This is a genomic window from Streptomyces sp. NBC_00726 (genome assembly GCF_045161735.1).
Classification (GTDB): domain Bacteria; phylum Actinomycetota; class Actinomycetes; order Streptomycetales; family Streptomycetaceae; genus Streptomyces.
Map to the genome: position 1 here is coordinate 435433 of NZ_CP108983.1, position 20730 is coordinate 456162.

The window sequence follows — 20730 nt, forward strand, 5'->3', positions numbered from 1 at the left end:
GCGGTGCCGAGCGAGCAGAGGAGCCCCATGCGGGAGACGCGTGCAGAGCAGTCGCCGTCGGACGAGGAGACCGCTTCCGGCGCGGCCGAGGAGGCGCAGGTCATCGTGGTCGGCGCGGGCCCGGCCGGTTCGTCCGCCGCCTACCACCTCGCTCGGGCCGGGGTCGATGTGCTGCTCCTGGAGAAGTCCCGGTTCCCCCGCGAGAAGGTGTGCGGGGACGGGCTGACCCCGCGCGCGGTGCACCAGCTGATCCGCATGGGCGTCGACATCCAGGCCCCGGGCTGGACCCGGTCGCGGGGGATGCGCTGGGTGGCCGGTCCCCGGCAGGTGGAGATCGACTGGCCGGCGCTGGGCGGCTTTCCGGACTTCGGGCTCACCCGCAGCCGCCACGACTTCGACGACATCCTGGCCCGGCACGCCGTCGCGGCCGGTGCCAGGCTGCGGACCGGGGTGAAGGTCAGGGAGCCGGTGACGGACCGGGCCGGGCGGATCACCGGGGTGTCGGCGGTGTCCGGCGGGGACACGGCGGTGTACCGGGCTCCAATCGTGATCGCCGCCGACGGCGCCTCGGCCCGGATCGCGCTGGCCATGGGTCTTGAGCGGGACGCCAAACGGCAGATCGCCACCGCCGCCCGGCGCTACTACCGCAGCCCGGAGCGCTCGCGGGAGGACTTCCTGGAGCTGTGGGCGGACCTGCGCTTCCCGAGGAGCGACGCTTATCTGCCGGGGTACGGCTGGATCTTCCCGATGGGCGACGGCCGGGTCAACGTCGGGCTGGGCACGCTCCCCCACCGCCGGCACGGCAGCGCGGACCTGCGGGCCACGCTGGACCGGTGGCTCGCCCGTACGCCCGAGGAATGGGGGCTGCGGGAGGAGAACGCGGAGGGGCCCGTGCGCAGCGCCGCCCTGCCGCTGGGCTTCAACCGCCACCCGCTGTACACCCGGGGGCTCCTGCTCGTCGGGGACTCCGGGGGCATGGTGAGCCCGTGGAACGGGGAGGGCATCGGGCAGGCGATGGAGGCGGGCGAGGTCGCCGCGGAGACGACGGCGCTCGCGCTGGCGCTGCCGCCGGGGCCGAGGCGGGAACGGGCCCTGCGCCACTACCCGGCCGAGATGAACCGGCGCTGGGGCCGCTACTACCGGCTCGGCAACACGGCGGCCGGTCTGGTCTTCAGCCGGTCGGGCTTCCAGCCGGTACTGAACCGGTACGTGATGGGCTCGCCGGCGCTGCTCAACACCCTGGCCCGGCTGCTCACCAACCTCACGGAGCACCCTTCGCGCGACGCGATCGACCATGTCCTGAACACGGCGGTCCGGCTGGTGCCCACGCCGGGCGCCCGGCGACGCTGATCCCGAACGTGTCCGCCCCGATGTGAGAACCGAAGGCGATCCATGCACAAGCAAGAGACCGAAGAGGCCGGCCGGGGAGCGGGTGCGCGCCCGGAGACCTGGCTGCGCCGCTACCACCCCACGGACGCCCGGGCCGAGCTGGTGTGCTTCCCGCACGCGGGCGGCGCGGCGGGGTTCTGGCGCCCGCTGTCCGAAGCCGTGGGGCACGCGCTGGACGTCCGCGCCGTGCAGTACCCGGGCCGGCAGGACCGCTACCGCGAGGAACCCCTCGACGACCTGCACCGGCTGGCCGACCTGATCGCCGAGGCGCTTTCGACGGGCCCGGCTCCGGCGGGGCCGCGCGTCCTGCTCGGGCACAGCATGGGCGCCTCGCTCGCCCATGAGGTGGCGCTCCGGCTGTCCGGTGTGCCGGGGCGGGAGGCGGCGGCGCTGATCGTGTCCGGCCGGCGGGCGCCCTCGTGCCGGAGGTCGGGCCGGCCGGAGACGGACGAGGCGCTGCTCGCCCGGGTCCGGGAGCTCGGCGGTACGGACCCGGCCGTGCTGGCCCATCCGGAACTGCTCGACGTGATCCTGCCGGCGTTGCGCGCCGACTACGCGGCCGTCGCGGGGTATGTGCCGGGCGGCGGTCTGCTGTCGTGCCCGGTCGTCGCCCTCACCGGGGACGGTGACCCGGAGGTGCCGCCGGAGGACGTGGGCCCGTGGCGCGAGACGACCACGGGGCCGTTCGCGATGCGGGTCCTGACGGGCGGGCACTTCTTCCTGAACGACCATCTGCCGGCCGTCGCCGAGCTGGCCGTGTCCCTGTCCGCCGCGCCGGGGCAGGACCGGCCCGGCCGCTGACCCCGCCGGAAGCCCGTCGGGTCAGAGGCCGTCCCCGGCCCACCGGGCCGCGAGGAGCAGGGCGATGTCGTCGGGCCGGTCCGCGGCCTGGCGGGCCCGGCGGATGACGTGGTCGGCCGTGTCGGCGAGCGGGGCGGCGTCCAGGCCGGCGAGGGTGGAGCGCAGCCGCTCGACCCCGACGTCGATGTCGGTGCCCGCCTGCTCGACCAGGCCGTCGGTGTACAGGGCGAGTGTGGCGCCCGGGTCGAGGTGCAGTTCGGTGACGGGGTAGCCGGCCTCGGCGTCGATGCCCAGGACGATGCCGCCGGGGATGTCCATGACCTCGGCGGTGCCGTCGGGCCGGCGCAGGACGGGCTGCGGGTGCCCGGCGCGCACGGCGTGCGTCCGGCCGGTGGCCGGGTCGGTGACGACGTAGCAGCAGCTCGCGAACTGGCCGGTGTCCAGGTCGATGAGCAGCCGGTTGGTGCCGCTCATGACCTCCTGGGGGTCGTGGCCACTGAGTGCGAAGGCCCGTACGGCGCTGCGGACCTGGCCCATGGTCGCGGCGGCGGCCACGCCGTGCCCCTGTACGTCCCCGATGACGAGGGCGAGGCGGCCGTGGGTCTCGATCACGTCGTACCAGTCGCCGCCGACGTCCATGCCCTGGGTGCCGGCGAGGTAGCGGCCCTGGGTGTCGATGCCGCGGACGGCGGGCAGCCGGTGCGGCAGCAGGGCGTCCTGGAGGCCGCGGGCCAGGGCGGCCTCGGTGTCGTAGCGCTGGGCCCGCTGGAGCGCCTGCGCGATGAGGCCGGCCAGGGCGGTCAGGACCGTACGCTCCTCCGGGCTGAAGCCGCGCGGCTGGTCGAAGCCGAGGATGCAGGAGCCGACGCGCCGCCCGGAGGCGATGAGCGGGAGGAAGGCGCGGGCGCCGACGTCGGCGTCCATGGGGATGCCCGGGTAGGCGGCGGCCAGGCGCTGCATCGACTCGAAGAAGATGGGGCGCCCGGTGGTGAGCGTTTCCACGCCGGGGATGCGGGCGTCCAGGCCGACCGCGTCGAACCGGTCGAGGAAGCCCTGTGGGAAGCCGGTCTCCCACTCCAGGTAGAGGTGGCCCTCCTTGAGCAGGTAGATCGCCAGCTGCCGGCCGCCGAAGGCGGGCAGCAGCTCCTCGGTGACCACGCGGGAGACCTGCCGGGCGGTGACGGCCTCGGTGAGCGCGATGGCGAGGGCGACCGGCCGGTAGAGGGCGGCGGACCGGTCGGCGGGTGAGCCGAGCCCCAGTCCGGGCGAGACGACGGAGTCCGGGGTGTAGGCGGGTGTCTCGGAGGGCGTGAGGACCGCGGTCAGGCCGTCGTGCCCGGGGTACAGGGAGACCGAGAGCCAGGGGGGCGGGTCGCGGCGGGCGAGGAAGTGGACCGGGGCGTCGGAGATCATCGCGGCCCGGTAGTGGTCCTCGTACGCCGGGTTCGCGAACCAGGGCAGCGCCTCCCAGAACACCCGGCCGACCAGGGCGGCCCGGGGCCGGCCGAGCATGTCCTCGGCGAGCGGGTTGACGTAGGTGATCCGGCCGAAGCGGTCGAGCGAGAAGATGCCGCGCGGCAGCCGGTCCGCGGCCTCGGCGACGACCGGGCCGATGCCCAGGTCCACCAGGAAGCCGGCCAGGTGCCCGCCGGGCCCCTCGTCGTCCCTCCGGCGCCCGGACACCTCCAGCAGGTGGGAGCGCCCGTCCGGGCCGCGCAGCCGCATCCGGCGGACGACGGGGCCGCCGGAGCCCGCCGCCTGCCGGGCCAGCGCCCAGAGGCCGTAGACGTCCTCGGGGGCGAGCCGGGCGGCCAGGGCCTCGATGGTGCCGGGGAAGCGGCCGGCCCGGGTGCCGAGGATCGCGGCGAGCTCGTCGTCCGCGTCGACGGCGCCGGTGGCGAGGTTCCAGTCGAAGCGGCCGATGCGCACGGGCGGCGAGGTCCTGGCGGGCAGCTGTACGGGAAGCGGCTCGCCCTCCCACTCGGGCCGGATGCCGGCGTCCGCGAGGCCGGCCAGTTCGGTGCCCAGGCCGTCGGCGATGCGCTGGAGGCGTTCCCGGTCGGCGGCGGGCACCGGCTCGTCGCCCGTCGCGCCGCGCAGGACGACGAGGACGCCGACCGGTTCGCGGCGTCGCAGCACCGGCACGTACAGGGAGCCGAAGGGGAACGGCAGTCCGGCCATCAGCTGCGGGAAGCGCCGCATGGCGTCCTCGGCGTCGGAGAGATACACCGGGCTGCCGGTGCGGAACGCCTCGGCGACCGGGAACGGCCGGTTCACGTGCATCCGCCACCAGGGGCGGAACAGGGGGCCGGGGAGCCCGGCGAGGACGGCGAGCCGGAGCAGGCCGGGGGTGTGCGAGGGGAGGTAGACCCCGCCGGCCCGGCCGCCGACCGACTCGATCGCGTTCACGACGGACTGGGCGAGCACCAGGGACAGATCGTCCGGCGCCCGGCTGTCCTCCGGTCCTCGGGGCGGGCGGTCGCTCGGACCGAACGACAGCCGCCCGGCCGCGCCGTGCCAGGTCACACAGCCAGGATGCTCCCGGGCGGCCGGTGCGGCATGTCGGAGCCGCACCGGGCCGGGCCCGGAGGCATGGGAGCGGTGGACACCACGGCCTGTGGTGTCCACCGCTCCCACGGTCCGTGCAAGCGCCTACCGGCCGCCCTCGTCCGACTGGCGGCGGTCGCCGAGCTGGTCGTTCATCTTCTGCTGAGCCGAGTCGACCTGGCTCTCGTACTTGCCGCCGGTCTTCTTGTCGACGAAGTCGCCGCCCTTCTCGACTCCCTGGCGGGCCTGGTCCGGATGCCCCTTGATCATGTCCTTGATCTTGTCGAGCATGCCCATGACTGACCTCCTTGAGACGCTGACCGTTCCAGCATCCACGCCCGGTCCGCCCGACGCATTCCGGGGCGGACCCCTTCGCGTGCACACGCCAAAGGGGCGGAAGAAGCGCATCCGCTTCTTCCGCCCCTTCTCACGGCCCTGCCCCGAGCACGGGGCCGCCGGTCCGGATCAGTACGCGCCGAAGACGTTGTCCATCGAGCCGTACGTGGCGGCGGCGTAGTTGCACGCGGCCGTGATGTTGGCGACCGGGTCGTAGATGTCCGTCGACGTACCGGCCACGTGGTAGGCGTCGAAGGTGGGCTGGATCACCTGGAGCAGGCCCTTGGAGGGGGTGCCGTTGACGGCGTTGATGTCCCAGTTGTTGATCGCGAACGGGTTGCCGGACGACTCGCGCATGATGTTGCGGTAGATGCCGTCGTAGCTGCCGGGGATGCCGTGCTCGGCCATGACGGCCAGCGATTCCTTGATCCAGCCGTCGAGGTCGTCGGTGTACGCGACCGTCTGGGCCTCGGCGGGCGCGGCGGCGGTCTTCTCGGCGACCGGGACGGCGGTGCGCTCGGAACGGTCGGCGCGGTCGGCGCTCTCGGTCCGGGGGGCGGTGTCGCCGTTCTTCTCGGCGGACTCCGCCTTGAATGCGCTCTTCTTCGCGGGCTTCGGGGCGGCGGCCTCGGACTTGGCGCCGATGGTGAGCTTCAGGCCCGGGTGAATGAGGTCGGGGTTGCTGCCGACGGCACCGCGGTTGTCCTTGTACAGCCGCTCCCAGCCACCGCTGAGGGAATACCCCTGGGCGATCTTGTAAAGCGAATCGCCGGACACCACGGAATAGGTGGTGTGCGCGGCCTTGCGCACGGCAATTTCCTTGCCGGCGACGGAAGTCGGGGCCGCGGCCTTTTCGGCGACGACGGTCTTGGCGGGGGCGGCGGAGGCCGATCCGGCCGTGATCAGGGGGAGCGCGAGAACGGCTCCGCCCGCGCTGACGGCGATGAAACCGCGGGTCAGGGACGCAGACTTGGCACGACGGTGCTTACCCGTGATGGGCATGGGGTATTTCCTCTCCGTCGCCTGCGAGGTGAGCTGTCGGGTTCGGACTGGAGATGTCCGGTCGCACATGGCGACTTCACCCCTAGCCGCTCCGGATTCCGGACCGGCGGCAAACCTGGGTCCCCCGCTCCTGCCGTACGTGAGTGGTCGGGTTCCCGGACGGCGGCAGGATTCGGCGTTCCATCCGGATTGATGACGGGACCGTAAGCGAGAAACGACGGCCGGAACAAGCCCGGAATTGCTGATCACAATTGTTTTGCAAGATCAATCAAAGGAAATGTTCATGATCGCCCGTTCCGGGGGAAGTCAAATTTCTTGGCACGACTGGGAACCGGGAGATCGGATTACGCGTCAGAAACGGCCGACGTGACGCTGCCCACTGAGAACGGAATGGCAATATTCGTCCGTTTTGGATGTGTATGACAGCACCAAAACAGCCCCGATCACCCGTAATTGACCTTTTCCCTATATAGGCACAAAAGGGACATCGGGCGGCTTGCGAGCGGCCCGGATCGCCGGTTCCGGCCCCCTCGATCGCGTGATCACTCTATGGTTAGGCTTACCTAAGTGTTGCCGCCCTCTGTTCACCGTCCTAGGGAGACCCCAGAACCATGGCGCCGCGTTCCGCCCCTTCGTCCGCTCGTCCCGTCGCCCCCGCCGACGAGGAACTCACCGGCCGGCTGGCCCTCGTGACGGGAGCCGGACGCGGCATAGGCGAGGCGGTCGTGCGGGCCCTCGTCGCGCGCGGCTGCCGGGTCCTGGCGACCGACGCGGCCCCGGAGGGCGTCGACGCGCTCGCCCGGGAGTACGGGGAGGGCGTCGTGGCCCGGGCGCTGGACGTCACGGACGCGGCGGCCGTCGAGGCCCTGGTCGCCGAAGCGGAGGACACCCTGGGTGCCCTCGACATCGCGGTCAACGTCGCCGGGATACTGCGCTGTTCGCCCGTCACCGAGCTGACCGACGAGGACTGGCGGGCCACGTTCGCGGTCAACACCGACGGGGTGTTCCACGTCTCGCGGTCCGTCGCGCGCCGGATGGCGGACCGGGGCGCGGGCAGCATCGTCACCGTCGCGTCCAACGCCGCCGGCATCCCCCGTACGACCATGGCGGCGTACGCCGCGTCCAAGGCCGCCTCCGTCATGTTCACCAAGTGCCTCGGCCTGGAACTGGCCCCCCGGGGCGTCCGCTGCAACACCGTCTCGCCCGGCTCCACGCTCACCGACATGCAGCGCGGGATGTGGCCGGCCGGTGAGGCGCACGACGACGGGCCCGCCGCGCGGCGCGTCATAGCCGGGGACCTGGCGAGCTACCGCACGGGCATCCCGCTGGGCCGGATCGCCGAGCCGTCCGACATCGCCGAGGCGGTCGCCTTCCTGGTGTCCGACCGGGCCCGCCACATCACCCTGCACGACCTGTACGTCGACGGCGGCGCCACCCTGCGCGCCTGACCCGTCCGCCCGGCGCCCCCGAAACACGGCCCTCCCCCTGGAGACCTGGAACGATGACTGCCTCACCGTACGAAGACGCCCCCACCTGGCCCGCAGAGTTCGCCGCCCGCTACCGCGCGGCCGGGCACTGGCGCGGCGAGACCTTCACAAGCATGCTGCGCGAACGGGCCGAGGCCCACGGCGACCGCGTCGCGCTGATCGACCCCGCGCCCGAGCGCCGCGCCTGGACGTACCGGGAGCTGGACGAGCGCGCGGCCCGGCTGGCGGCCGGCTTCCGGGCGCGCGGGATAGCCAAGGGCGACCGGGTCGTCGTCCAGCTGCCCAACATCGCCGAGTTCGCCGAGGTCGTCTTCGCCCTCTTCCGGATCGGCGCACTCCCCGTGTACGCGCTGCCCGCCCACCGCGAGACGGAGATCGGCTACTTCTGCTCCTTCGCCGAGGCCGTCGCCTATGTCATCCCGGACCGGCACGCCGGATTCGACCACCGCGCGCTGGCCACCGCCGTACGGGAGCAGGCGCCCACCCTGAAGCACGTGTTCGTCGTCGGCGACCCGGGCGAGCACACCGCCCTGTCCGATGTGCCGTGTGACGCGGCCGGGGAGCCCGAGGACGGGCCCGAGCCGCACGACCTCGCCTTCCTCCAGCTGTCCGGCGGCACCACGGGGGTGCCCAAGCTCATCCCCCGTACGCACGACGACTACATCTACTCGCTGCGCGGCTCCAACGAGATCTGCGGGGTCGACGCGGACACCCGCTTCCTCGTGATCCTGCCCGCCGCGCACAACTTCCCGATGAGCTCGCCCGGCTGGCTCGGCACGCTGTACGCGGGCGGCACCGTCGTCCTGTGCCCGCGCCCCGACCCGGCCACCGCGTTCCCGGTCATCGAGCGGGAGCGCGTCACCATGACCGGCATGGTGCCGCCGCTTGCCCTGGTGTGGACGGACGCGGCCGCTTCGGCGGAGCAGGACCTGTCGAGCCTCGAACTGATCCTCGTCGGCGGCGCCAAATACAGCGAGACGGCCGCCCGGCGCCTCGAACCGGCGCTCGGCTGCCGGCTGATGCAGGTCTTCGGCATGGCCGAGGGCCTCGTCAACTACACCCGGCTGGACGACGACCACGAGACCGTCGTCTCCACCCAGGGCCGGCCGATCTCCGAGGACGACGAGATCCGCATCGTGGACGACGCCGGACAGGACGTCCCCGACGGGGAGTTCGGGCATCTGCTGACCCGGGGCCCGTACACGATCCGGGGTTACTGGCGCGCGCCCGAGCACAACAGGACCGCGTTCACCGAGGACGGGTTCTACCGCACGGGCGACATCGTGCGCCGCGTCCCGAGCGGCCATCTCGTGGTGGAGGGGCGGGCGAAGGACCAGATCAACCGGGGCGGCGAGAAGGTCGCACCGGAGGAGATCGAGAACATCATCCTCGCCCACCCCTCGGTGCACGACGTGTCGGTGGTCGGTGTGGCCGACCCGTATCTCGGTGAACGCACCCTGGCGTACGTGATTCTGCGCGAGGGCGCCGAACCGCCGGGCGCGCTCGCCGTCAAGCGGCATGTACGCGAACGCGGGATCGCCGCGTACAAGGTGCCCGATCTCGTGGAATTCGTGGACGCCTTCCCGCAGACCGGGATCGGCAAGGTCAGCAAGAAGGGCCTGCGCACCGACGCGGCCCCCGTCTCCGCGTCAACTCCCCCCGCACAGAACTGAGTCCGCCCCGCGCGGCACCGAAAGGCTTCCCTCATGGCACTTCCCGCCATCGCCCCCTATCCCCTGCCGAGCCCGGGCGAACTCCCGGCGAACCGGGTCGGCTGGACCGTCGACCCGGCGCGCGCCGTACTGCTCGTGCACGACCTCCAGAACCACTTCCTGAGCGCGTACCGCCCCGGCGAGGAGCCGCTGACCGGCATGCTCGCGAACACCGCCCGGGTGATCGGGGCCGCCCGGCGCGCCGGAATCCCGGTGGTGCACTCGGCGCAGCGCGGCGGCCAGAGCGCCGAGGAGCGCGGTCTCCAGCTGGACTTCTGGGGGCCGGGGATGGCGGACGACCCGGCGGCGCTGGCCTCGCCGGACGAGGTGGCGCCCGCGCCGGGTGACACGGTGCTCACCAAGTGGAAGTACAGCGCGTTCGTCCGCACCGAGCTGGAATCGCTCATCCGGGACGGCGGCCGCGACCAGCTGGTGATCACCGGGGTGTACGCGCACATCGGTGTGCTGATGAGCGCCGCCGACGCGTGGATGCGCGACATCCAGGCGTTCGTGGTGGCCGACGCGGTCGCGGACTTCTCGCGCGAGGAGCACGACATGGCGCTGCGCTGGGCGGCGGGCCGCTGCGCGGTCGTGACGACGACGGACGCGCTGCTGAAGGAGATCTGAGGCCCCGCACCCTCACGGCCGGAGGCGCCCCGCGGCCTCCGGCGTGAGGTGCCGGGCGAGCACGTCCAGCGCCTCGCCGACCGCGCGCAGCGTCTCCGGGTCCGCCGTGCCCAGTGCGGCGGCGAGCGCGCCGTCGATCCGGGCGGCCCGCACCTCGGTCACCCGCTCCGACGCCTCGGCGGCGGTACGGATCAACTGCCGTCTGCCGTCCGCCGGATCGGGCGCGGACACGAACGACCCGGTCTCCTTCAGCCGGGCCACGGCGCCCGACACCTGACTCTGCGGCAGACCGGTACGGGCGGCGATCTCGCTCACGGAGGTGCCCTGGTGGCCCAGGACGTCGCTCAGCACGACCAGGGCCGCCCGGGTGCCGCCGCGCTGCGTGGCTCCGGCCGGGGCCACCGGCTCCGGCAGCGCCTCCTCGCCGACCTTCATCAGGGTCCGGCCGAGCAGGAAGAGCTGAACGGGGGTGATCGATGCGCTCATGAGCCGCGACTCTACGGCAACCCATCACCACGCGATACATCTCTATCAATGCATCTCTATTGATGCATCTAAAGAGATGTACTACGGTGGGGGCACCCGCCGGCGCCCTCCGCGCCGGACACCTCACCGCCCGGGAGACCCGATGTTCCTCGCCACCGACGGCGCCACCCTGTACTACGAGGTCCGGGGCACCGGCCCCCTGCTGCTCATCGCGCAGAGCGGTGAGGGGGACGCCGGCCGGAGCACCGACCTGGTGGACCGCCTCGCCGACCGGTACACCGTGGTGACGTACGACCGCCGGGGCCTGTCCCGCAGCACCCTCGCCGGTCCGGCGCGGGGCGTAACCATGGAGCAGCACGCCGACGACGTGCACCGGCTGCTGGCCGAACTCACCGACGAGCCCGCCCTGATGCTCGGATGCAGCATGGGCGCCGCGATCGGGCTCCACCTCGCGGTGGCCCACCCCGGGCAGCTGCGGACCCTCGTGGCGCACGACCCCGTCTCCCCCTCCCTCCTGCCCGCCGGGCCGCGCGCCGGGCACGCGGCGGAGCTCGCCCATCTCCAGGAGGTGCACCGGGAAAGCGGGCTGCGGGCCGCCCTCCCGGAGATCGCCCGGGTGCTCGGCATCGACCCGGCCCGCCAGGAGACCGAGCCGGACCTGACGCCCATGCCCCTGACCCCGGGCCGGGCCGCCAACTTCGGGTTCTTCATCGCGCACGACTTCACGGCCGTCATCGCGGCCGAACTCGACCGGGAGGCGCTGCGGAGGTCCCCGGTGCGGATCGTGCCGGCCGGCGGTGCCACCACCGCACCGGACGTCTTCGTCGGGCAGTGCGCACAGCGGCTGGCCGGCCTGGTGGGACGGGAGGTCGCCGCGTTCCCCGGCGGGCACAACGGCAACACCACCCATCCCCGGGCGTACGCGGCGCGGCTGCGCGAGGTCCTGGCCTAGGCGCGGCCCAGGGGCTTCCGGGGCAAGGGGGCTTCCGGGCAAAAAGAAAACCCGGCCCAAAATTGCGGACCAGGGATTTTCCCAGGTATATTGAGTGGTTCTGTGCGCCCACAGAAAAGGCCCCTCACCGGGGGCCAACAAGAATCACCATATCCGTCAGGGAGCTGTTTTGTCAACTCGGGAAACTGCCGAATTGCAGAAGGAACAGGAATACATCGACCGGCTCCACCACCGTGTCGACGTGCTGCGCGGTGACGCCGCCGAGCAGGTCCAGGACGCCCTGACGCCGGTCGGCACCGGCCGGCAGGCCCGGCTCGAACGCGATGTCCTGGTCGCCGAGCGCTCCGGTCTGCTCGCCGCACTGAACGCGGTGGACGGCTCGCTCTGTTTCGGCCGTATCGATCTCACGGACGGTGTCGCGCACCATATCGGCCGTATCGGAATCCGCGAGGACGACACCGAACTCACGCCTTTGCTGATCGACTGGCGCGCCCCGGTCGCCCGCCCCTTCTATCTCGCGACGAATCACACCCCGATGGGTCTGCGCAGGCGCCGCCACCTCACGGCCGAGGGCCGCACGGTCACCGAGCTGCACGACGAGATCCTGGACGTCGGGGACCGGGAGCGCACCGGTTTCGAGGACCCGAGCGGCGACACGGTCCTGCTCGCCGCGGTGAACTCGGCGCGGACCGGACGCATGGCGGACATCGTGCGGACCATCCAGGCCGAGCAGGACCGCATCATCCGCGCGCCGCACCGGGGCGTCCTGGTGGTCGAGGGCGGGCCCGGCACCGGCAAGACGGCCGTCGCCCTGCACCGGGCGGCGTTCCTGCTGTACGAGCAGCGCGAGCTGCTGGCCAAGCGGGCGGTCCTCATCGTGGGCCCGAACCCGGCCTTCCTCAGCTATATCGGCGAGGTGCTGCCCTCGCTCGGTGAGACCGGCGTCCTGCTCGCCACCCAGGCCGAGCTGTTCCCCGGCGTCCACGCCCGGGGTACGGACACGCCCCGGGCGGCGGCCGTGAAGGGTGGCGCGGCCATGGCCGAGGCGCTGGAGCTCGCGGTGCGGGACCGGCAGCTGCTGCCCGAGCCGGGCGCCCCGCTGATCGTCCCGCACGACGACGGCGACCTGGTCCTGGACTGGGAGATCGCCTACGAGGCCCGGCAGGCGGCCCGGGACACCCGGCTGCCGCACAACCTCGCCCGGCCGCACTTCGCGTTCCGGATCATCGACGCGCTGACCGCCCAGCTCACCGAGCGCATCGGCGCCGACCCGTACGGCGGGCCGAACTTCCTGGGCCCGGACGACATCGCCCAGCTGGGCAAGGCGGTCGCGGTCAGCCAGGAGGTGCACGCCGCGATCGAGGAGCTGTGGCCGGAGCTCACCCCGCAAGACTTCCTCGCCGGCTATCTGGCCGAGCCGGTCCATCTGCCGGACGCGGACGCGGAGGCCATCCGGCGGGTGCCCGGCGAGGACGCGTGGACCCCGGCCGACGTGCCGCTGCTGGACGAGGCCGCGGAACTCCTCGGCATCGACGACAGCGCCGAGCGGGCGGCGGCCGAGGCGGAGCGCCAGGAGCGGATCGCGTACGCCCAGGGTGTCCTGGCGCTGTCCCGGGGCTCGGAGTCCTTCGAGTTCGAGGACGAGGAGTCGGAGTTGCTGGCCGCGCACGACATCATCGACGCGGAGCGGATGGCGGAGCGCCAGGAGGAGGCCGACCACCGCTCCGCGGCCGAGCGGGCCGCCGCCGACCGGACGTGGGCGTTCGGACACATCATCGTGGACGAGGCGCAGGAGCTGTCGCCGATGGCGTGGCGGCTGCTGATGCGGCGGTCGCCGACCCGGTCGATGACACTGGTGGGCGACCCGGCGCAGACCTCGGAGGAGGCGGGCGTCGGCTCCTGGCAGGACATCCTGAAGCCGTATGTCGGCGACCGGTACGAGCATGTGCGGCTGGCGGTCAACTACCGTACGCCCGCCGAGGTGATGGAGGTCGCGGCGAAGGTGCTGCGGGCCGAGGACCCGTCGTTCGAGCCGCCGGGCTCGGTGCGCTCCACGGGCGAGGTGCCGTGGGTGCGGGAGACCGGGGCAGATCTGGCGGGCGCGGTGGCGCGGGCGGTCGAGGAGCTGACGCCCGGCGAGGGGCGCCTCGCGGTGATCGCGCCGCGCGAGCTGCACGAGGAGATCGCGGCACCCCTGGCCGGGATCGTGCCCGGCGGCGAGCCGGATCTGACCCGCACGGTGGTGCTGCTGGGGCCCCGGCAGGCCAAGGGCCTCGAATTCGACCACGTCCTGGTGGTGGAGCCGGGCCGGTTCGGCACGAGTGACCTGTACGTGGCGCTGACCCGGGCCACGCAGCGGCTGGGCATCCTGCACCGGGAGGCGCTTCCGGCGTCCCTGCGCTGACGATCCGGGGCAACCGGGGGCGCGGGCCGGGCTGTTGTGCGAGGGCAGCCCGGCCGGACGGAGCGGCAGGCCGCCGCGAACTGGAACAAGGCGCTGAAGGCCGTCGAGATCGGCGCCGACCGCGAGCCGCACCGGCTGGCCAAGGGGCAGAAGGCCCAGTACGGGACCTTCTCCGGCTGGGACCAGTACCGGGCGCAGGTGCAGCTGATGGCGCTGCTCAACCAACGTCGAGTGCGTGGGCCGGCGACCCGCGCTCGACAAGTACCTGGAGCTGGGTTACGTACCGGCGGACAACTGCCACTGCTGGGGCGGGGCGGCCGAGACGCTGGAGGACGCGGCGGCCGACTACGGTCTGTCGGAGCTGTCCCGGCGGCTGGGCAGCAAGGGCGACGCCAAGAAGTTCCTGGACCGGTCGGGCAACTGGACGAACGTCTTCGACGCCAACGCCACCGAGCACGGCGGGTACATCCGCGACCGGAAGTCCGACGGCAGCTGGGCGGGCACCTTCACACCGGGCACCGGCGCCGGGTTCGTGGAGGGCTCCAGCGCCCGGTACACCTGGATGGTCTACGCGGACGTGGCCGGTCTCGCCGGTGCGATGGGCGGGAACGAGCGCGCCACGGAGCGGCTGGACGCGTTCTTCCGTACGCCGGGCGGAGCTGGACCAGCTGTGGACCGATGGTCCCGGCGGAATTCCGGGCAACGACGACGCGGGGACCATGTCGTCCTGGTACGTCTTCTCGGCGCGGCGCCGGCCGCCTCGGCCGACCACACGTACATCCACGGGCTGAAGGTCAACGGCCGTACATCCACGAAGCCGTGGGTCGGTGACTCGCTGGTGGAGCACGGCGGGCGGCTGGACTTCACCCTGGGCACGACGCCCGACACCACCTGGGGCAGCGCACCGGCCGACGCCCCGCCCCGGTGACGCTGACGTCGGCGGCGGGCACGGAGCTGCCGAAGACCTCAGCGGATGACGAGAATCCGCGGGCCGACTTCGACGGTGAGGGCTGGAGTTATTCGGCCGAGGCGCTGGCGGCGGCCGGTGCGGAGCCGGGCGGCACGGTCTCCTCGGGCGGCTTCGACTTCGGCTGGCCGGAGGTGGAGGCCGGTGACCCGGACAACATCGAGGTCGTCGGTGCGGGCCCCCAGATGCTGAACGCCGCCTCCGGCGAGGGTGACACGAAGCTGGCGTTCCTCGGGAGCGCCGCCGAGGGCAAGGCATCGGGCACGGTGACACTCACGTACACCGACGGCACCACGCAGCAGGCCGGGATCGGCTTCAGCGACTGGACGCTGGGCGGCGGCTCGCAGCAGCCGTCGTACGGGAACACCGTGGCGGTGCACACCGAGTACCGCGATGTGCGGGGCGGCGGAAAGGACCCGGTGGGCACCGAGGTCTTCGCCACCGCGCCGATCTCGCTCCAGGCCGGGAAGCGGCTGGCGTCCATGACGCTGCCGGCCACCACGGACGGCGGGATCATCCACGTCTTCGCGGTGGCCGCCGCCTGACGGAATCCGGGCAACGGAAAGGGCCGGTCCCCCGCGCGGGGGACCGGCCCTTTCGGTGTCGTCGGATCAGACGAGGTCGAACCGGTCCAGGTTCATGACCTTGTCCCAGGCGGCGACGAAGTCGCGGACGAACTTCTCCTTGGCGTCGTCGCTCGCGTAGACCTCGGCGACGGCGCGCAGTTCGGAGTTGGAGCCGAAGACCAGGTCGGCGCGGGTGCCGGTCCAGCGGACCGCACCGGTGACGGCGTCACGGCCCTCGAAGGCGCTCTGGTCGTCGGCCGTGGACTTCCACGTCGTGCCCATGTCGAGCAGGTTGACGAAGAAGTCGTTGGTCAGCGTGCCGGGCGCGTCGGTGAGCACACCGTGCGCGGTCTGCTGGTGGTTGGCGCCCAGGACGCGCAGACCGCCGACGAGGACCGTCATCTCGGGCGCGCTCAGGTTGAGCAGGTTCGCCCGGTCGAGCAGCAGGTATTCGGCGGGGAGCCGGCTGCCCTTGCCGAGGTAGTTGCGGAAGCCGTCGGCGACGGGCTCCAGCTCCACGAAGGACTCGACGTCGGTCTGGTCCTGCGAGGCGTCGACCCGGCCCGGGGTGAAGGGGACCTCGATGTCCGTACCGGCGTCCTTGGCCGCCTTCTCGACCGCGGCGGCGCCCGCGAGGACGATCAGGTCGGCCAGCGAGACCTGCTTGCCGCCCTGCCGCTCGGCGTTGAAGGACTCCTGGACGGACCGGAGGGTGCGCAGGACACCGGCGAGCCGGTCCGGGTCGTTGACCTCCCAGCCGTTCTGCGGTTCGAGGCGGATGCGCGCGCCGTTGGCTCCGCCGCGCTTGTCGCTGCCCCGGAAGGAGGAGGCGGAGGCCCAGGCGGTGGAGACCAGCTCGGAGACGGACAGGCCGGAGGCGAGGACCTTCTCCTTGAGCGCCGCGACGTCGGCGGCGTCGATCAGGTCGTACGTGCGCGCCGGCAGCGGGTCCTGCCAGACCAGCGTTTCCTGCGGGACCTCGGGGCCGAGGTAGCGGACGACGGGGCCCATGTCGCGGTGGGTCAGCTTGAACCAGGCGCGGGCGAAGGCGTCGGCGAACACCTGCGGGTCCTCGTGGAAGCGCCGCGAGATCTGCTCGTACGCCGGGTCGAAGCGCAGCGAGAGGTCGGTGGTGAGCATGGTCGGGGCGTGGCTCTTCGACGGGTCGTGCGCGTCGGGCACGGTGCCCGCGCCGCCGCCGTCCTTCGGCCGCCACTGGTGGGCGCCCGCGGGGCTCTTGAACAGCTCCCACTCGTAGCCGAAGAGGATGTCGAAGAAGCTGTTGTCCCAGGTGGTGGGGGTGTCCGTCCAGATGCCTTCGAGGCCGCTGGTGATGGTGTCGCCGCCCTTGCCGGTGCCGTACGAGCTCTCCCAGCCGAGGCCCTGGCGCTCCATCGGGGCCGCCTCGGGGTCGGGTCCGACGGCGTCCGCGGGACCGGCTCCGTGGGTCTTGCCGAAGGTGTGGCCGCCGGCGATCAGGGCGACGGTCTCCTCGTCGTTCATCGCCATGCGGCGGAACGTCTCGCGGATGTCGCGGGCCGCGGCGATCGGGTCCGGGTTGCCGTTGGGGCCCTCCGGGTTGACGTAGATGAGGCCCATCTGCACGGCGCCGAGCGGGTTCTCCAGCTCGCGGTCGCCGGTGTAGCGCTCGTCGCCGAGCCAGGTGGTCTCGGGGCCCCAGTACACGTCCTCGTCGGGCTCCCAGGCGTCCACCCGGCCACCGCCGAAGCCGAAGGTCGTGAAGCCCATGGTCTCCAGGGCGACGTTCCCGGTGAGGACGAGCAGGTCGGCCCAGGAGAGGTTCTTGCCGTACTTCTTCTTGACCGGCCAGAGCAGGCGCCGCGCCTTGTCGAGGCTCGCGTTGTCCGGCCAGCTGTTGAGCGGGGCGAAGCGCTGCTGGCCGGAGCCGGCGCCGCCGCGGCCGTCGCTGATGCGGTAGGTGCCGGCGCTGTGCCAGGCCATCCGGACCATGAAGGGGCCGTAGTTGCCGAAGTCGGCGGGCCACCAGTCCTGCGAGGTCGTCAGCACCTCGGCGATGTCCCGCTTGACGGCGGGCAGATCCAGGGCGCTGAAGGCCGCGGCGTAGTCGAAGTCCTCGCCGAGCGGGTTGGCCACGGCGGGGTTCTTGGTGAGAATCCGCACGTTGAGCCGCTCCGGCCACCACTGGCGGTTGCCGCCGCCCTGGGTGGGGTGCGGCGCGCGACCGTGCGCGACGGGGCAGCCGCCGGCCTCCTCCGACTTGGGGTCGGTGACGATCGCGTCGTGGTTCTCAGTCATGGAATTCCTTCCGGACGGCGGATCTCGGTGCTCTGAGAATGCGGGGACTGGCCTGACCGGTCTCGCCCGGAGGACGTCCTGCCCTGGCTTCGGCCGGAACCGATCCTACGATGGACCTAGTCCAAGTCAATACGAACACGCGATGGGATGGATCAGCTGCCGCCGCGTATTGCCCCCTGCGGAACAATGGTCCGGACCAGGGGGATGGGGTGCTCGTACGATCAGATGACAGGCTGCTGTCCGGCTAGTCCTGGCCCTCGTCCCGCCGGTGCACGCTCACCGCGTAGCCGCCGCCGTCGTACGGGGCCGCGTCCCAGGTGGCGAAGCGATCGACCGGGGTGAGCCCTGCGGCCGCGCAGTGGGCGTCGTACTCGGCGAGTGTGAGGACGGGCGGTACGGGGAGGTGGGCCGCGTCCAGGCCGAAGCCGGCGACCAGCAGGCCGCCCGGGCGCAGGGCTCCGGCGAGGCAGGCGACGACGGTGGCCTCGGTGCCGGGGGTGACCAGCGCCATCACGTTGCCCGCGGCGACGACGAGGTCGAACTCCGGTCCGGCGGTGAGCTCGGCCAGGTCCGCCCGGTGCCAGGGCAGCCCGGGCGCCTGCTCGCGCGCGACGGCCAGCATCGAGGCGTCGACGTCCACCCCGGTGCAGTCGTACCCGAGCTCCGCGAGCCGGATCGCGACCCGACCGGTGCCGCAGCCGGCGTCCAGCACCCGCGCCCCGGCGGGCACCAGGGCGGCGCAGAACCGCGCCTCGCCGTGCATGTCCTTGCCGCTGCGGGCCAGGGCCGCGAAGCGGGCGGCGTAGTCCTCGCCCGAGGAGTCTCCGGTCAGTTCGGTCCAGCGGTTCATGGGGGCCACTGTAGACGCGGCCCTGGTCAGCCGGACTTCGGCGGCCGGCCGGCGTCGAAGGCGAAAACGGTGTTCCGGGCGGCCGTCACGATCACCGCGCGCCCGGCGACGGTCACGCGCGGGCTCGCGCCCACCTCGCCGGTCAGGCCGTCGGCCCTCGGGTCCGTCGCCCACAGCACCGTGCCGTCGGACGGGGAGAGGGCGACCACCCGGCCGGTGGCGGAGCTGAAGAGCAGGGCGCCGTCGCCGGCCACGGGGCCCGACGCGCCCTCCACGCTGGTCTGCCGGGACCACTTCTTGCGGCCGGTGGCGGGGTCGAACGCGGTGACGCGGCCGGTCTGCCCGCTCAGGTAGACGGTGGAGCCCGCCATGCCGGGCGTGCCCTCGTACGTGGTGTCCAGCGGGGTGTTCGTCACCTTGCCGGAGACCGGGTCGACCCGGGTCACCGCGTCGTAGCCGGTGAGCGCCGTGCCCTCGGTGTGCTCCCGGAGCAGGACGAGCCGGCCGCCGGCGGCGCCCACGGGGACGCCGGGCCCGTCCAGCGCGATGGCCCGGCCCCAGCCGCCCTCGGCCGGGTCCAGGGTGTGGACGACCGGACGGCGCACCGTCTGGCCCTGGATCTCCGCGTCCGTCGCGCACATGGCGAGCAGCGTGTCGCCCGCCGGGACGGGGGCGCACCGGGAGCCGCCGGGGAAGGGCGCCTTCCAGATCAGCTCGCCGCTGTGCGCGTCCCGGGCCTCGAAGGCGTCGTCCGAGGCGTTGACGGTGATCACGGTGGAGCCGGTCACGACGGCGTCCCGGGTCCGGCCCGTGACGGCCGTGGACTGGGCGCCGGAGACCGTGGACCACAGCTCCTCGCCGCTGTCGGCGTCGACGGCCACCACCTCGTCGCCCCGCGCCTCGGGGTCGTCCTGGGCGGCGAACCGGTAGCCGATCACGGTGTCGTCGGTGGCGCCCACCAGGTGCAGGCCCTGGACGGGGACGCCGGGGCTCTCGACCGTCCAGGCGCGGGAGCCGTCCCGGATGTCGATCCGGGTGGCGACGACTCCGCCGCCGCCGCAGAACGCCGCCTCGCCGCGCGCGACGCACCGCAGCTCGTCGGGGATGTCCTCCTGCCCGCCGGGCACGGTCACCCGCCAGGGCGTGAAGCCGTCGGGCAGGGTGCCGGCGGGCGCGGCGACCGTGCGGCCCTTGCCGTCGTCCGGCTCGTCGCCGTGGCGGCCTGCCTGGAGGGCGGCCACTCCCCCGCCGATCGCGGCCACGGCGACCGCCGCCGCGAGCACGGGCCGCCAGCGGCCGCGCAGCCCGCGTCCGCCGGGGGCGCCGGTCTCCTCCGGGGCGGGTGCGGGGGCGGGCGCGCCCGGCGCCGCGGTGTCGCGGGTGGCCAGGTGGTGCTGGGTGGCCACGTCCCGGGTGCGGCCGGCGGCGCGCCCGGCCGCCGCCGCGCCGCCGAGGTCGGCGGGCAGGTCCCGTAGCAGCTCCAGCAGCTCGTCGGCGGAGGGCCGGCCCTCGGGCTCCTTGACGAGGCACGGTTCCACGACGGTGCGCAGCGCCTCCGGCACGGCGTCCAGTGAGGGCTCCTCGTGCACCACCTGGTAGGCCGTGAGGTAGGGGCTGTCCGCGTCGAAGGGGCCGTGGCCGGTGGCCGCGTACACCAGGAGGGTGGCCAGCGAGAAGACGTCGGAGCGGGGTCCGACGCCGCGCGGTGCCTGGAGCTGTTCCGGCGACATGAAGGGCGGGGTGCCGATGACGCGTCCGGTCATCGTCAGGGTCTGCTGGTCGGCGGCGCGCGAGATGCCGAAGTCGATGACGCGCGGTCCTTCCGGGGACAGCACGACGTTCGACGGCTTCAGGTCGCGGTGGACGACCCCGACACGGTGGATGTCGCGCAGCGCCTCGGCGAGCCCGATGGCCAGATTGCGCAGTCCGGCCCCGTTCAGCGGGCCCTCGGCGGCGATGCGCTCGGCGAGGGTGGGGCCCTCGATGTAGGTGGTCGCCATCCAGGGCTGTTCGGCCTCGGGCGCGGCGTCGACCACGGCGGCGGTGAAGGCGCCGCTGACCCGGCGGGCGGCAGCGACCTCCTGGCGGAAGCGGATGCGGAATTCGCTGTCGCCCGCGAACTGCTGGTGGATCAGCTTGACCGCGACCGGCCGGCCGGAGCTCGTACGGGCCAGGAAGACGGTGCCCATGCCCCCTGAGCCGAGCCGCGCCTCCAGCGGATAACCGCCGATCTCGGCTGGATCGCCTGCGCGCAGCGACACTCTTCCCGACCTCTCGTCCCCGTGCGCCTCTGCCGTCACGGACCCCGTCTGTGCTGGACACAAACT

General features: G+C 73.0%; 14 protein-coding genes, 1 pseudogene and 1 riboswitch. Of the genes and pseudogenes, 8 read left to right on the plus strand and 7 right to left on the minus strand.

Going from position 1 to position 20730, the window contains the following annotated elements:
• The first annotated feature begins 27 nt into the window (after positions 1-27).
• Both OG338_RS01810 and OG338_RS01815 read left to right on the plus strand, forming a co-directional pair.
• Complete coding sequence (locus OG338_RS01810) at positions 28-1350, plus strand: geranylgeranyl reductase family protein (RefSeq protein WP_405935634.1); 1323 nt, start codon at positions 28-30, stop codon at positions 1348-1350.
• A gap of 42 nt (positions 1351-1392) precedes the next feature.
• Complete coding sequence (locus OG338_RS01815) at positions 1393-2190, plus strand: thioesterase II family protein (protein ID WP_405935635.1); 798 nt, start codon at positions 1393-1395, stop codon at positions 2188-2190.
• 21 nt (positions 2191-2211) lie between these two features.
• On the opposite strand, the gene OG338_RS01820 is transcribed toward OG338_RS01815, so the two are convergent.
• The 3 genes from OG338_RS01820 to OG338_RS01830 form a co-directional block, all read right to left on the minus strand.
• Positions 2212-4716: a SpoIIE family protein phosphatase gene (locus OG338_RS01820; protein WP_405935636.1), complete on the minus strand. Its 2505-nt coding sequence runs from the start codon at positions 4714-4716 to the stop codon at positions 2212-2214.
• Positions 4717-4842: 126 nt separating this feature from the next.
• A complete protein-coding gene (locus OG338_RS01825) occupies positions 4843-5034 on the minus strand; it encodes an antitoxin (RefSeq protein WP_405935637.1) in 192 nt (63 codons plus the stop codon).
• Between the two features lie 168 nt (positions 5035-5202).
• Positions 5203-6075, minus strand: coding sequence for a transglycosylase SLT domain-containing protein (locus OG338_RS01830; RefSeq protein WP_405935638.1), 873 nt, complete (start codon positions 6073-6075; stop codon positions 5203-5205).
• A 3-nt stretch (positions 6076-6078) separates the two neighbouring features.
• Positions 6079-6263, minus strand: a riboswitch (cyclic di-AMP (ydaO/yuaA leader).
• 423 nt (positions 6264-6686) lie between these two features.
• On the opposite strand from OG338_RS01830, the gene OG338_RS01835 reads away from it, so the two are divergent.
• Genes OG338_RS01835 through OG338_RS01845 form a run of 3 tightly spaced genes read left to right on the plus strand, consistent with a single transcriptional unit; the run spans position 6687 to position 9901 of the window.
• A complete protein-coding gene (locus OG338_RS01835; protein ID WP_405935639.1) occupies positions 6687-7523 on the plus strand; it encodes a 2,3-dihydro-2,3-dihydroxybenzoate dehydrogenase in 837 nt (278 codons plus the stop codon).
• 53 nt (positions 7524-7576) lie between these two features.
• The gene (locus OG338_RS01840) at positions 7577-9235 is read left to right on the plus strand and encodes a (2,3-dihydroxybenzoyl)adenylate synthase (RefSeq protein WP_405935640.1); all 1659 of its coding nucleotides are present in this window, start codon (positions 7577-7579) and stop codon (positions 9233-9235) included.
• A gap of 33 nt (positions 9236-9268) precedes the next feature.
• On the plus strand, positions 9269-9901 hold the full coding sequence (locus OG338_RS01845; RefSeq protein WP_405935641.1) for an isochorismatase family protein: 633 nt from the start codon (positions 9269-9271) through the stop codon (positions 9899-9901).
• A gap of 12 nt (positions 9902-9913) precedes the next feature.
• Here OG338_RS01845 and OG338_RS01850 read toward each other — a convergent pair whose 3' ends face one another.
• The gene (locus OG338_RS01850) at positions 9914-10387 is read right to left on the minus strand and encodes a MarR family transcriptional regulator (protein ID WP_405935642.1); all 474 of its coding nucleotides are present in this window, start codon (positions 10385-10387) and stop codon (positions 9914-9916) included.
• A 142-nt stretch (positions 10388-10529) separates the two neighbouring features.
• Here OG338_RS01850 and OG338_RS01855 point away from each other — a divergent pair, with 142 nt between their 5' ends.
• The 3 genes and pseudogenes from OG338_RS01855 to OG338_RS01865 all read left to right on the plus strand — a co-directional run.
• On the plus strand, positions 10530-11339 hold the full coding sequence (locus tag OG338_RS01855; RefSeq protein ID WP_405935643.1) for an alpha/beta fold hydrolase: 810 nt from the start codon (positions 10530-10532) through the stop codon (positions 11337-11339).
• A gap of 193 nt (positions 11340-11532) precedes the next feature.
• A complete protein-coding gene (locus tag OG338_RS01860) occupies positions 11533-13743 on the plus strand; it encodes a HelD family protein (protein ID WP_405935644.1) in 2211 nt (736 codons plus the stop codon).
• 48 nt (positions 13744-13791) lie between these two features.
• A pseudogene (locus OG338_RS01865) lies at positions 13792-15255 on the plus strand (glycoside hydrolase domain-containing protein); the annotation flags it as partial.
• A 66-nt stretch (positions 15256-15321) separates the two neighbouring features.
• On the opposite strand, the gene katG reads toward OG338_RS01865, so the two are convergent.
• The 3 genes from katG to OG338_RS01880 form a co-directional block, all read right to left on the minus strand.
• Entirely contained in the window at positions 15322-17553 is a 2232-nt protein-coding gene (gene katG / locus OG338_RS01870; RefSeq protein ID WP_405935645.1) for a catalase/peroxidase HPI, read from the minus strand.
• A 244-nt stretch (positions 17554-17797) separates the two neighbouring features.
• Positions 17798-18403: a class I SAM-dependent methyltransferase gene (locus OG338_RS01875; RefSeq protein WP_405935646.1), complete on the minus strand. Its 606-nt coding sequence runs from the start codon at positions 18401-18403 to the stop codon at positions 17798-17800.
• Positions 18404-18429: 26 nt separating this feature from the next.
• A complete protein-coding gene (locus OG338_RS01880) occupies positions 18430-20664 on the minus strand; it encodes a serine/threonine-protein kinase (protein ID WP_405935647.1) in 2235 nt (744 codons plus the stop codon).
• Between the last annotated feature and the right edge of the window lie 66 nt (positions 20665-20730).